General features: G+C 49.2%; 12 protein-coding genes. 6 read left to right on the top strand and 6 right to left on the bottom strand.

Annotation, left to right across the window (positions count from 1 at the left end; all coding sequences use genetic code 11):
* Position 1 precedes the first annotated feature (1 nt).
* From KG631_RS02850 to lexA, 4 genes are all read right to left on the bottom strand, one after another.
* Complete coding sequence (locus KG631_RS02850) at positions 2-559, bottom strand: cytochrome c oxidase assembly protein (protein WP_213995124.1); 558 nt, start codon at positions 557-559, stop codon at positions 2-4.
* Positions 560-569: 10 nt separating this feature from the next.
* Positions 570-2,177, bottom strand: coding sequence for a cytochrome c oxidase subunit I (gene ctaD, locus KG631_RS02855; RefSeq protein WP_213995125.1), 1,608 nt, complete (start codon positions 2,175-2,177; stop codon positions 570-572).
* 2 nt (positions 2,178-2,179) lie between these two features.
* Positions 2,180-3,322, bottom strand: a complete 1,143-nt coding sequence (gene coxB / locus KG631_RS02860; protein WP_365868093.1) for a cytochrome c oxidase subunit II — start codon at positions 3,320-3,322, stop codon at positions 2,180-2,182.
* Positions 3,323-3,647: 325 nt separating this feature from the next.
* Positions 3,648-4,268: a transcriptional repressor LexA gene (gene lexA, locus KG631_RS02865; RefSeq protein WP_213995126.1), complete on the bottom strand. Its 621-nt coding sequence runs from the start codon at positions 4,266-4,268 to the stop codon at positions 3,648-3,650.
* Positions 4,269-4,408: 140 nt separating this feature from the next.
* On the opposite strand from lexA, the gene plsB reads away from it, so the two are divergent.
* A complete protein-coding gene (gene plsB, locus KG631_RS02870; RefSeq protein ID WP_213995127.1) occupies positions 4,409-6,853 on the top strand; it encodes a glycerol-3-phosphate 1-O-acyltransferase PlsB in 2,445 nt (814 codons plus the stop codon).
* On the opposite strand, the gene tesB is transcribed toward plsB, so the two are convergent.
* The gene (tesB, locus tag KG631_RS02875) at positions 6,850-7,719 is read right to left on the bottom strand and encodes an acyl-CoA thioesterase II (RefSeq protein WP_213995128.1); all 870 of its coding nucleotides are present in this window, start codon (positions 7,717-7,719) and stop codon (positions 6,850-6,852) included. The genes plsB and tesB overlap by 4 nt on opposite strands.
* 64 nt (positions 7,720-7,783) lie before the next feature.
* On the opposite strand from tesB, the gene KG631_RS02880 reads away from it, so the two are divergent.
* Positions 7,784-8,242, top strand: coding sequence for an EVE domain-containing protein (locus KG631_RS02880; protein WP_213995129.1), 459 nt, complete (start codon positions 7,784-7,786; stop codon positions 8,240-8,242).
* Positions 8,243-8,292: 50 nt separating this feature from the next.
* Entirely contained in the window at positions 8,293-8,523 is a 231-nt protein-coding gene (locus KG631_RS02885) for a hypothetical protein (RefSeq protein ID WP_213995130.1), read from the top strand.
* Positions 8,524-8,702: 179 nt separating this feature from the next.
* Here the strand turns inward: KG631_RS02885 and KG631_RS02890 are convergent, their stop codons facing one another.
* Entirely contained in the window at positions 8,703-10,436 is a 1,734-nt protein-coding gene (locus KG631_RS02890; RefSeq protein ID WP_213995131.1) for a DUF885 domain-containing protein, read from the bottom strand.
* Positions 10,437-10,615: 179 nt separating this feature from the next.
* On the opposite strand from KG631_RS02890, the gene KG631_RS02895 reads away from it, so the two are divergent.
* The 3 genes from KG631_RS02895 (at position 10,616) to KG631_RS02905 (ending at position 13,152) form a co-directional block, all read left to right on the top strand.
* Positions 10,616-11,692 (top strand): GGDEF domain-containing protein, encoded by a 1,077-nt coding sequence (locus tag KG631_RS02895; protein WP_301003554.1) that lies wholly within the window; start codon positions 10,616-10,618, stop codon positions 11,690-11,692.
* Between the two features lie 96 nt (positions 11,693-11,788).
* Positions 11,789-12,544 carry a bifunctional demethylmenaquinone methyltransferase/2-methoxy-6-polyprenyl-1,4-benzoquinol methylase UbiE gene (gene ubiE / locus KG631_RS02900; protein WP_213995132.1) on the top strand — a complete coding sequence of 252 codons (756 nt, stop codon included), beginning with the start codon at positions 11,789-11,791 and terminating at the stop codon, positions 12,542-12,544.
* A complete protein-coding gene (locus KG631_RS02905) occupies positions 12,544-13,152 on the top strand; it encodes an SCP2 sterol-binding domain-containing protein (RefSeq protein ID WP_213995133.1) in 609 nt (202 codons plus the stop codon). The genes ubiE and KG631_RS02905 overlap by 1 nt, the downstream gene beginning before the upstream one ends.
* Position 13,153: the final 1 nt, after the last annotated feature.

Here is a 13,153-nt window from a genome sequence, read left to right on the forward strand (position 1 = left end):
CTTATTCCCCAATATTATCTTGTAGAGGTTGCTGCGCTGCCCAGGCCTGAGTAACATCGTATAAGGTGTAATTCAGGGTTATAGTATTAAATTGCGCCGGCAACGCCGGATCGACATAAAACTGTAACGGCATCAGCATATCTTTGCCGCCAGCCAGTTGTTGCTGGCTAAAGCAAAAACACTCAATTTTATTAAAATATAATGCGGCCTGACCTGGTGACACGGACGGCACTGCCTGACCAACGATCATTCGGCCGGTCGGGTTCTCTGCCAGATAATTCATAATGTGAATTTCACCGGGATGTACCTTCATACTATGCACTTCGGGTTTAAACACCCACGGCATGTCTTTATTAGGCCGCGCCAGAAACTCAATGGTGATTTCACGGCTGGTATCAACAATGGCATTGTCGCCAGTCACTGCTACCGCCGCGGTTTTACCATTTATACCGGTTAAATCGCAAAATACGTCGTAAAGTGGCACCAGGGCAAAACCAAAACCAAACATTGCCAGCGTAACCAACAGCAGTTTGCCAATTAACGGTTTGTTCTGCGCCATAACCGACTCCTTACTTGATTACCGGTGGCGTTTCAAAGGTATGGTACGGCGCCGGAGACGGCACTTCCCACTCCAGACCTTCTGCGCCTTCCCATACCTGATCAGTTGCCTTAACGCCGCCACGGGCACACTTAATTAATACCCAGACAAATATCAACTGAGACAAACCGAACAGGAAACCACCGATACTAATAAAGGCGTTAAAATCAGCAAATTGCAACGCATAATCGGGGATCCGACGTGGCATGCCCGCTAAACCAACAAAATGCATTGGAAAGAACAACATATTTACCGAAATCAACGAGCACCAGAAATGCCATTGGCCCAGGGTTTCGTCATACATATTACCGGTCCATTTCGGCAGCCAGTAATACACCGCTGCCACGATAGAAAATATGGCGCCGGTAACTAACACATAGTGAAAATGCGCTACCACAAAGTAGGTATCGTGATACTGAAAATCGGCAGGGGTTATCGCCAGCATCAGGCCCGAGAAGCCACCGATAGTAAATAGCACGATAAAGGCCAGCGCAAACATCATCGGCACTTCAAATGTCATGGCACCGCGCCACATCGTCGCTACCCAATTAAATACTTTAACCCCGGTTGGCACCGCGATCAGCATAGTCGCATACATAAAGAATAACGTGGCAAACACCGGCATCCCCGTGGTAAACATGTGATGCGCCCAAACCAGAAACGACAATATCGCGATACTGGCGGTGGCATATACCATGGAGGCATACCCAAACAGTTTCTTACGGGCAAAGGTGGGAATAATGGCTGAGACGATACCGAAGGCCGGTAGGATCATGATGTACACTTCCGGATGACCAAAAAACCAGAATATATGCTGGAACAGTACCGGGTCACCGCCGCCAGCGGCATCAAAAAAGCTGGTACCAAAGTACTTATCGGTTAATACCATGGTCACCACACCCGCCAGTACCGGCATTACCATAATCAGCAAAAAAGCGGTAATAAACCAGGTCCAGACAAACAAAGGCATTTTCATCCAGGTCATGCCAGGAGCCCGCATGTTCCAGATGGTCACAATCACGTTGATCGCACCCATAATGGAGGATATACCCATAATGTGTACAGAGAATACAAATAACGCCGTGCTGTCGCTACTATAAGTGGTGGATAGTGGCGCGTAGAAGGTCCAGCCAAAGCTGGGGCCGCCGCCAGGCATAAACAGTGACAACAACAGAATTAAAAATGCGAAAGGCAGGATCCAGAAACTCCAGTTATTCATCCGTGGTAGCGCCATATCAGGCGCACCAATCATCATCGGAATCATCCAGTTGGCCAGGCCGGTGAATGCAGGCATCACTGCCCCGAACACCATAATCAGACCATGTACTGTAGTCATCTGGTTAAAAAAGTGTGGCTCGACAAATTGCATGCCCGGCTGAAAAAGTTCCAACCGGATAACCATCGCCATAGTGCCACCGATAAAGAACATGACTAACGCAAACACCAGATACATGGTGCCGATGTCTTTATGGTTAGTGGTATACAGCCAGCGCGTTATGCCACTGGGTTTGTGGTCATGATGGTCATGATCGTGGTCGTGCTGCTCGTGATCATTTGGTTCAGTAATTACTACAGACATTATTATTCTCCCTCACCCTGCTGCACTTTATAAACGTCGGCAGCCTGGATGGCATCACCGGTATCGTTACCCCAGGCATTGCGGGTGTAAGTCAGGACAGATGCTAATTCTTTTAAACTTAACTGGCGGCCAAACGCCTGCATCGCAGTACCGCTTTTACCATTTAGTACAATATCGATATGGGCTGTTTTATCGTTGAGGATAAGATCGCTGCCAGCCAGGGCAGGGAAAATTCCCGGTAAACCAGCACCATTTGGCTGATGGCACGCCGCGCAGTAAGCAATGTATGTCCGTTCGCCGTTCGCCATTAACTCATCCATGTCCATGTTCATTGCCAGCAATTCCTGCTCAGCGGCTTTGGCTTCGGCTATCCGGGTTTCTTCAGCCAGTTTCCACGCAGCATAGTCTTCAGGGCTTTTTGCCACTACCACTACCGGCATATAGGCGTGGTCTTTACCACACAGTTCTGCACACTGACCCCGATAAACTCCAGGCTCATCAACCCGGGTCCAGGCTTCATTGATAAACCCGGGGTTAGCATCTTTTTTAATCGCAAAGGCGGGGACCCACCAGGAATGGATAACATCATCTGACGTCATCAGAAACCGAATTTTCTGGCCAGTAGGGATAACCAGCGGCCGGTCCACTTCCAGCAGGTAGTTTTCACCCTTTGTAAAACGGTTTGTTATTTGCTCACGAGGGGTGGCAAGTACCGAATAATATTCCAGATCACTGCCGAGATATTTGTAATGCCATTTCCATTGCGAGCCGGTGATCTGAACCGTGACGTCGGCTGCGGAGGTATCGTCCATGGCGATGAGCGTTTTGGAAGCAGGTATAGCCATACCAATTAAAATTACGACCGGAATTGCGGTCCAAAGAATTTCTATTTTGGTACTTTCGTGAAATTGAGCCGGTTGCACGCCCCGCGATTTTCGGTGTAACAGGATAGAAACAAACATTATCCCGAACACCACTGCACCAATAACACAGCAAATCCAGAAAATCAGCATGTGCAGGCTGTAAACCTCCTGACTGATCTCCGTTACGCCTTTGGTCATATTTAAAGGCATGGCTGCTGCATTAGCCGATGCGGCTAAAAGCAAGGTCGGCAGCGACCAACGTATACTACGCGTCTTCGCCACTGTACTTCTCCTCTGTCATTTGCAAAGCAAACCGCAGAAACCTGTACACAGTAATACACGGCGAATACCGATAGAAAATACGGTGAATACCGCTAGCCCCCGAACCTATGTATGACGTTTCTTTAGTTTATTATTGTTATAGTTTTTTTAATTTGAACTGCCCATGCAGTAACCCAAATTGGCAACTGATATTTTTTCAGCAACCTTTGTCTAAGAATCATCCAAATCAACGCCAGTGTAAACCCCTAAATAACAAAAGCGCCGGCAAAACCAACAGGTCGTACCAGCGCCTTGTTAACAATTAACTTATTGAGCTAAAGGTTTTTTATAACCAACTGCCGTTACGAATTACCCCAACTGCCAAGCCTTCGATGGCAAACTGCTGCTGACGTAAGTCTACTTTAATGACATTAAAATCTTTGTTCTCCGGGTGCAATGACACCTCGTGGCCGTCGCGTTGGAAACGCTTGACCGTAACATCTTCATCAACTCTGGCAACCACCACCTGACCCGGTTGTGCCTGCGACGTTTTATGCACAGCCAGCAAGTCACCATCCAGAATACCAATATCCTGCATGCTCATTCCCTGAACTTTCAATAAAAAGTCGGCATGGGGTTTAAATAAATTGGCATCGATCTGGTAATGGCTCTGCACATGTTCTGCTGCCAGAATGGGCTGTCCAGCGGCCACTTTCCCAATTAATGGCAACCCCAGTTGTTCAGGTTCATTTTCGTCCTCCAGTAACCGGATGCCACGCGAGGTACCCGGCATCATGGTCAGCACCCCTTTTTTGGCCAGCGCCTTTAGATGCTCTTCTGCGGCGTTAGCTGACTTAAAGCCCAACTGACTGGCTATTTCAGCACGGGTAGGAGGCATGCCGGTCTCAGCCTGATAATCTTTAATAAGTTGCAAAATTTCTGCCTGACGAGGCGTAAGTGGTCTCATAATGCTGGCTACCTATACAGTTAGTACTGTGAGTATATACAGGCTTTTTGCAATTGCCAAGTTTTTGTCTGCACGACAAATTTGCCAGCTTCCGCTTCCATGATATTCTTGTATGTCTGTGATTCACCGCCGGTATTGTTATGTTTTCTTTGCTATCGTTGTTTACCGCCTTATTAAAATGGCCGTTGCGGCTGCTGGTAAAATTTAAAGTGGTGCCTGATAACACCGTCACTGAGTTGGCGCTGGATCTAAACCGGCCTGTTTTTTACGTTTGTCATACCGAATCGGCCAGTGATCTGGCGACGCTGCGCCGGGTTTGTCAGAAACTGGCACTGCCCGATCCACTGGCCCCCGTTGTCCTTGAGGGGCAGCAACTGGCACGTACCTTGTTTCTGGTAAAACCGCATAGTGTTATCGGTGGCAGACCCAAAACCAACGCCCTGGCGCAGGGCCAGCAACTGCTGCGGTTGCATCTGGCTAACCCTGAACTGAATGCCCAGCTGGTTCCTGTTGCTATTTTATGGGGACGGGCACCCGGTAAGGAGAACAGTATTAAATGGCTACTCGGCGAGGCTAACGCGCCGCACTGGCTGGCAAAAATGTTAATTGTGCTGGTGTCGGGCCGTCACACCCTGGTGCGGTTAAGCCGTGCGGTTTCTCTTAACCAGATGGCAGCGCAATTCGGTGACAAAACGGATACCGCGCGCAAACTACTTCGAATGTCACGCTTTCACTTTTACCGGCAAAAATTAGCAGCAACCGGCCCAAAACTGGTCAATCGCAGTCAACTGTTTAATGCGTTACTGGCATCGCCGGCATTAAAGCAGGCGATAGAAGATGAAGCCCGCAGTAAAAAAGTCTCGATTAAAGTGGCGCGGAATGAAGCCCATAAGTTGTTGCAGGAAATTGCTGCCGACTATCGGGAATCGACGCTACGGGTTGGTGACCGGGTGCTGAGCTGGCTTTGGAAAAAACTGTACAGTGGCATCAAAATTAATAATGCCGACATGTTGCGTGACCTGGCGCAAAAAGGCCATGAGATTGTTTATGTGCCCTGCCATCGCAGCCATATGGATTACCTGCTACTGAGTTACGTTATTTACCACCAGGGGTTGGTGCCACCCCATATTGCAGCGGGCATAAATTTAAACTTCTGGCCAGCCGGAACTATTTTCCGGCGCGGTGGTGCTTTTTTTATCCGGCGTAGCTTTAGTGGAAACAAACTGTATTCAGCAGTTTTTCGCGAATATCTGAGTCAGTTGTTCAGCAAAGGTTATGCCGTTAAATACTATTCAGAAGGTGGCCGTAGCCGCACCGGCCGTCTGCTGCAGCCGAAAACTGGCATGTTGGCCATGACGGTACAGTCAATGTTACGGGGTATTGAGCGGCCGGTCACTCTGGTACCGGTTTATCTCGGCTATGAACATGTGATGGAAGTCAGTACCTATGTTAATGAGCTACAGGGGTCAGGCAAGAAAAAAGAGTCGATTGGCGGGGTGCTTAAAGCCATCCGCAATTTGCGCGACTATGGCTACGGCTATGTTAATTTTGGCGAGCCTATTCAGCTTAATCAGTACCTAAACCAGCAAGTAAGTGACTGGAAAAGCAGTATTCATCCGCTGGAAGTGCAAAAGCCAAACTGGTTGAACCCGGTGGTGGCAAAACTGGCTAATCAGGTAATGCAACATATCAACCAGGCGGCAGCGCTGAATGCGACGAACTTAATTGCGTTAAGTATTCTGGCAACGGACAAACATATCCTGACCCGTGATGAGCTAACCCAACAACTTGATTTATACCTTAATTTGCAACGACAAGTGCCTTATCACCCGCATGTCAGCCTGCCAGAGGGCGATGCCGACAGCCTTATTAATCATGCTCTGGCCCTGCAGAAAGTGCAAAGCAGTACCGATGGCTTTGGCGAGCTGATAAGTTTAAGTGAACAACACAGCGTATTAGCCACCTATTACCGCAACAATGTACTGCATTTGTTTATGCTGCCGTCGCTGCTGGCATCTGCCGTGCTGCATCAGCGCAGCATTAGTAGTCAGCAACTACTTGGTTACATTGAACAGTTATATCCGTTACTGCGGGCAGAGTTATTTCTTTATGTCAGCTCACTACATACCTACTGTCAGGCATTGCTGCAGTTTATGACCGAACAAGGCTTAATTGAGTGCGATGGTGATAAGTATTACGCGCCGGCGCAGCAAAGCCGCCAATACTTTAAATTAAGCCTGCTGGCCCATAATGCCGAAGATACCCTGCAACGTTACGCTATTGTCTTAAACCTCGTCCAGGCCCAGGGGCCGTTAAGCCGCACTGAACTGGAAAAGCGTGGCCATCAGCTGGCTCAGCGGCTGCTTAATCTGCATGGCATAATCGCCCCCGAATACTATGATAAAGGGCTGTTTACGACCCTGATCAATGCATTAAAAGAGGCGGGTATCAGCCAGACCGATGCGACTAATCAGGTGTGCAGCAGTCAACGGCTGCAGCAGCTGACCAAGACCGTTAACACCTTGCTGCGCAACGATATTCTGCAGAGCCTGCAAAGTATTATGCCGCAGCAGGCTAACGCCTAGCGGCCGCTGGCGTACTGTCGAATCACGCCCTCCTGCATGGTGGAGGCAACCAGTTCACCGCTGCGGTTGAAAAACTGGCCCCGTACCAGCCCCCGGCCGCCACTGGCCCGCGGGCTGTCCACCGCATACAGCAACCAATCGTCGAAACGAAAGTCCTGATGGAACCACATAGCATGGTCAATTGTCGCGACCTGCATATTCGCCGCCATAAATGATGCACCATGTGGCTGCAGTGCCGTAGGCAGAAAGTTAAAATCTGACGCATAGGCCAACAGGTATTTATGCACCCGGATATCGTCTGGCATATTGCCATTGGCTTTAAACCAGACATAACGTTTCGGTGCACTGATTTGTGGTTGAAACGGGTTCTGAAAATCGACCGGGCGCATCTCTATTGGTTTTTCACAAATAAATTTACTGCGCAGTGCTTCCGGAATTAACGAAGCATGTTGCTGATAAAAGGCTAAATCAGACACCAGCTCGTCCGGGCCGGGGACCTCTGGCATAGGATCATAATGGTTAAAGCCCTGCTCCTCGGTCTGAAACGATGCTGTCATATAGAAAATAGGCTTGCCATATTGAATGGCACTCACCCGGCGGGTACTGAAACTTTTGCCATCGCGGATGTTTTCTACTTCGTACACTATGGGTTTACTGGCATCCCCCGGCCTTAAAAAATAAGAGTGAAAAGAGTGGACCTTGCGCTCTTCGGTCAGGGTTTCTTTTGCCGCTGACAGGGCCTGGCCCATTACCTGTCCGCCAAACACCGCCTTAAAACCTAAATCCTGACTTTGTCCGCGATATAGCCCTAACTCAATCGTCTCCAGTTTTAATAACGATAACAAATTTTCTAATACCTGACTCATTCAGCGGTCCTTTTGCTACACTTTGCGCTGTCTATTCTGCCGCAAAGCAAGGTACCTGGCAAAGATGAACTACTGGTTATTTAAAACTGAACCTGATGAATGCAGTATTGATGATTTCGCCCGGGCGCCCGACACGCCAATAGTCTGGGAAGGCGTTCGAAATTATCAGGCCAGAAACTTCCTGCGGGATCAGGTTGCCATTGGCGACCAGGTGTTTATCTACCACTCCAGTTGTAAGGATATTGGTATCGCTGGTATCGCCAAAGTGGTCAGGCCAGCTTACCCGGACCCGAGCCAGTTTGACCGCGACAGTATTTATTTTGATCAGAAATCGACAACTGAGCAACCGCGCTGGATAGCGGTTGATTTATTGTTTGTCAGTAAGCTGGAGCAACTCATCCGACTGGACAAATTGAAAAGCTTAGCTACTCTGATAGAGTTGCCGTTAGTACGTAAAGGCAACAGACTTTCTGTTATGCCTGTTACCCGCGCACAGTGGCAAACCATTATCGCGCTTACCTGACCGGCCTGACTGAATCCCAAAACGTAAGATCCATGTAGTTGGAGCCAGGTATGATTCAAGAGCGGCGCCAGACGGATAAGGATATGCATTATTTCTGGGACGAACTTAATTTGGCACAGAAGTTTTCTGTGGCAGAGTTACAGCGATTCGGCTACGAGTTGCGGTTTGTCCGGCAACAAGACAACCATAAAATGGCGGTATTGTTTGCTGGTGACAAAATGGCAGCGATCGATCATGACGGTCAGATTGATACTGAACCAAAAGTTGTGCTTCGGCATTAACGTTGCTTCAAACCGGATCAGCGCCTGAACGCTGCCTTGCTGTCGGCCACTGAAGCGCACTAACTTGTAAATTGCAATAAAGAGTAACTGCAGCAGCAGGTAAAGTGTAGTATTAATCAAAAACGTGACAGTGCTTATCAATAATCAGCCGGCATAAGCCGGCTTTTTTATGATATTCATTATTTCGCCAGCTCAGCAGCAATATAGGCTGCTACCTGGCTGTCCAGTACGGCCAGTGGCACACTGCCATTACTCAACACCACATCATGAAACTGGCGGATATCAAATTTATCAGCCAGCTGCTGCTCAGCCTCTGCCCGCAGCCGTCTGATCGTTAATTCACCTAATTTGTAAGACAATGCCTGCGCTGGCCAGCTAATGTAGCGGTCAATTTCGGTGGTCACGTTATGAATAGATAAAGCCGTGTTCGCGGCCAGAAAGTCGATAGCCTGCTGCCTGCTCCAGCCCATGCTGTGCATCCCGGTATCGACGACCAGGCGTGCTGCCCGCCACATTTCATAAGTCAGGCGGCCAAAGTCAGCATAGGGGTCGTCATAAAAGCCCATTTCCAGCCCCAGATATTCGGCATACAAGCCCCAGCCCTCACCAAAGGCCGAGGTATAAAAACTACGCCGGTAATCAGGCAGGCTGGCTTGCTCGCGGGCCAGCGATATTTGTAAGTGATGGCCGGGGACGGCTTCATGCAGCGTCAGTGCGGGCATTTCATACAATGGCCGGCGATTCAGCGCATAAGTATTGACCCAGTAAAAGCCGGCCTGATCATCCCGCGATGCCCCGGCATAACGACCTGTGGTGTACTTCGGGGCTATTTCCGCCGGCACCGGTACCACGCCATAAGGGGTACGTGGCAGGGTTTTAAACAGCCGTGGTAACTCGGCATCAGCCTTTTTCGATAGCCAGGCGGCATAGCGCATTAATTCCTGCTCAGACTGCGGATAAAACTGCGGATCGGTGCGTAAAAACTGAATAAAATCGGCAAAACTACCGCTAAACTCCAGGTTATCAATTATTGCCTGCATGTCGGCGCGAATCCGCTTTACCTCGGCTAACCCCGTGTCATGTACCTGTTGCGGCGTTAACTGCAGCGTCGTGTAGTGCTCAAGTCTGTTCTGATAAAACGCAGCGCCATCCGGCAATGCGCTGGCAGCGATAGTTGTGCGGGCACCGGGAATATATTGCTGCACCATAAAATCGTAAAAAGCCTGATAAGCAGGGTTAACCTCGCTTAAGATTATCTGTTGCGCCCGCGACTGCAACTGTTGCCACTTTGCATCACTAATAGTGTCAGGCTGGCTTAGAAATGGCCGGTAAAACACGCTGGCAGTCATATCGTCAGTAATATATGAACTGATGCTTTGTTCAAAGCCAGCCAACACTGCTTTGGGCTGAGTAATTCCGCTAAGCAGGCCCTGGCGCATCCAGTCAGTCTGCTGCTGCATATATAGCGGCACGGTGGCCAGTTTCTGCAGATAGTTTTCATAGTCGGTAGTTTGACGCAAGCCACTTCGCTGCAACATCATTGCCACTGAGGTATGGAAACCGGATTCTGAGGTCAACGGCATCAGGTGAGCATTAAACCGGAACTCATCAATCTGATTTGCCAGCCGGTACTGTAAAATGGCGAGATTGATCTGGTTTTGCTCTGATAACTGAGCCACGTCTACCTGCGACAGTTGCTGTTGCCATTGCAAACGTTGTTGTTGCCGCGCACTCAGTGCGGCCGGTGACATATCGGGTAGCCGGTCTGGCTCGCTCTCAGTTAAGCGGGTTTCATCCTGCCAGATTTGTGCAGCCAACTGGCTAAAATCCTGGTCAGGATCAGTTGACAACGGCGCTGCTGCGCAACCCGCCAGCATGGCCAGTAACACTGTGATTATAAGCATATTTCGCATCGTGTTATTCCTTCCACTAGTCTTACAATGATTGTAACCCGATTTAGCCTGGAAAAAAGTCGCTTAAACTGACAAAACCGGCCGCTGAGCCGAGATTTTTCGATCGGTTTGCCGCTATTTTCAGCGACTGAGCGATTTTGTTTACATAGCAGGTTGCCAGCCAGCCGGATTCAGTTACTATGGAACCTGAAAATAATAATAAAGTGATTGGCCCCGGAGCTAAACATCGTCTTATGAAGTATCAGGATTCGCTGCAACAAGCGCTGGAAAAAGCGGGCTTAGTAAAAGCTTTCCTGCAGCATAACCAACTTGCTATCCACCCAATCAACTATGCGGTGGTATACGACTATATAAGCGGGAATAATGCAGGCTTGTGTCAGGCAATAGAGCAGAAGCTTGCCAGCAAAACGGCGTTAGATGACTTTATTATGGCTGAGTTGTACCAGCGCTGGCTGGCCGACGAAAATACCGAACAGGAACAATTACTGCAGGAAGTCACTGGTATCGTGGGCCGCTTATCCGGCTATACCGATTTAGCCGCAGAGGCAACGGGTCAGTTTATTCAGCAACTTGAGCAACATTTAGATAATTTAGCGACAGCACCGGCCAAAGTGTCTGATATTACCGGTGTCATTAAAGCGCAAGCCCAGGCTTATCAGCAACAGCAACAGCAATTACATAACCAGCTGGAGATGGCAAACAAGCAGAGCCATCAACTACGGCATGAACTGGAACAACTGAAATTACAACGGATGCAGGATCCGCTTACCGGCTTATATAACCGTATTGCCATGCAGAATCAGGTTGATCTCTGGTTAACTGAACAGCCGGAACGACGAATTGCCGCCATTGTGGTCGACATTGACCACTTCAGTCGTTTTAATCAGGATTATGGCCAGACCATTGGCGATGTGATTCTTAGCAAAGTAGCCCGTAAAGTCGGCAGCTATGTGCAGGCCAGTGGTATGCCGGTGCGCTCAGGTGGTGAAGAGTTTTTATTACTACTGCCTGATATCGATTTACGCACGGCTAATGAAATTGCCGAACAAGTGCGCAAAGGCGTTGAGAAACTGCGGTTTGTGTCATCCCGCGATAAAAAAAGTTTGCCAAAAGTCACTATTTCGCTCGGCGTGTCTTTGTTTCAGGCCAAGGAAAGCTGGTATCAGTTCCTCGCCCGCAGCGCCCAAGTCCTAAAACTGGCCAAAGAACGCGGCCGTAATCAGGTCGCTGACGAATTAATGTTGCAACAGGGCTGAACCCGAAGCCACCTTTCCCGTATGTAACCAGCAGTTGGCTAGTGAGGCCAATTCTTTTACACTAACCATTCTTTTAGTGCTGACACGGGCAACTTCATGACTGAACCTAAACACGACACGACTCATTTCGGATATAAAACCGTTCCCGCCGCTGAAAAAGTCTCGCTGGTGGCAAATGTGTTTCATTCAGTTGCCGCCAAATACGACATTATGAATGACGTCATGTCGCTGGGTATTCACCGCTTGTGGAAGCGTTTTACCCTGGACTGCAGCGGTGTCAGACCCGGCCAGCAAGTGCTTGACCTGGCAGGTGGTACTGGCGACATTGCCGCTCTGTTCTCACGCCGGGTCGGTCCTGCCGGTAAAGTGGTGTTAGCCGATATTAACGAGTCAATGCTGAATGTCGGGCGCGATAAGCTGCGTGATTTAGGCCTGATTAACAATATTGAGTTTGTGCAGGCAAATGCCGAGGCCCTGCCGTTTGCCGATAACAGCTTTGACATTATCAGCATTGGTTTTGGTCTTAGAAATGTCACCGATAAGGCGGCGGCGTTAAAATCAATGTTTCGGGTATTAAAACCCGGTGGCCGCCTACTGGTGCTGGAATTTTCCAAGCCAGAACAACAATGGCTGAGTAAAGTATACGACATGTACTCCTTTAAACTGCTGCCTGTTATGGGCCAGTTAATTGCTAATGATAAAGAAAGCTACCAATATCTGGCAGAGTCTATCCGGATGCATCCGGATCAGGAAACCTTAAAAGCCATGATGGTTGAGGCCGGTTTTGCCGAAGTTAGCTACCATAATCTGACGGGTGGTATTGTCGCTTTGCACCGCGGTTTTAAATTCTGATGATAACCGCCCTGTTGCCGCAACTGCTGTGTGCCAGTGCCGAACGCCTGTGCCAAAGCCTGATTAGCATGGATACCAGCGCGGCTGAGCGCTTAAAAAAACTCCAGGGTAAACAACTGGCTTTTACGTTGCGCGAGTTTAACCTGCGGTTAGTACTTACCGCCGGCAACGACCGCCTGTTATTTAACCAGCATAGTGAAGCGGTTGATTGTGCTATCAGTACCGATTTAGCCAGCTTGCGCCAGCTACGCGATGCCAGCCAGCTAACCCGCTTAATTAAGGCCGATGCGCTGCAGATTGATGGTGATATCCAGGTAGCTCAGCAATACAGCTACTTTTTACAAAGCCTGGATCCGGACTGGCAGGAAGCGCTGTCAGGCTACGTTGGCGATGCCATGGCGCACAAAATTGCGATAAGTATTGGCCAGCTACAACACTATTTGCAGCAAAAAACCCGCTTGCTTGAACAAAGTGTCACTATGCTGGCGCAGGACGAGTTGTTACTCAGCCCCGGCAGCCTTGAATTGCAACAGTTTAGCCAGGACGTCAGCGACCTCAGTGCCCGGGTTGACCGGTTGATCGCCAGCCTGCCGGGCCTTAAGGAGTAAC

It is taken from the genome of Arsukibacterium sp., from assembly GCF_018402695.1.
GTDB lineage: Bacteria > Pseudomonadota > Gammaproteobacteria > Enterobacterales > Alteromonadaceae > Alishewanella.